The sequence below is a fragment of the Thermorhabdus hydrogeniformans genome (assembly GCF_049310025.1).
Classification (GTDB): Bacteria; Bacillota; Thermosediminibacteria; order Thermosediminibacterales; family Tepidanaerobacteraceae; genus JBJYKD01.
In genome coordinates this window covers 1-256 of record NZ_JBJYKD010000218.1, presented here as the reverse complement: position 1 = coordinate 256, position 256 = coordinate 1, and the positions used below count along the sequence as shown (strand labels likewise).

The 256-nt window shown below is 47.7% G+C and carries 1 pseudogene; it reads left to right on the top strand.

The features are described from left to right. Nucleotides 1–256: pseudogene (locus ACKX14_RS16190) on the top strand (sulfite dehydrogenase); the annotation flags it as partial.

Sequence of the window (256 nt, the reverse complement as noted above, 5' to 3'; positions counted from 1 at the left end):
AATCAGGCAGTTTAGTTTTGATATGGATGCCCGTTCTATTATTACATTCCCCGCTTATCCTGTGCAGTTGGAGAAAGGCTGGGTAGAAATTCGTGGGTTGGCCTGGAGCGGGCGTGGCAAAATCCTGAAAGTAGAAGTCAGTACCGACAATGGTAAAAAATGGTACCCTGCGCAATTGCAGGATCCGGTGCTGGACAAGGCACATACACGTTTCCGTTATTTGTGGAGATGGGATGGCAATGAGACTGCCATTATG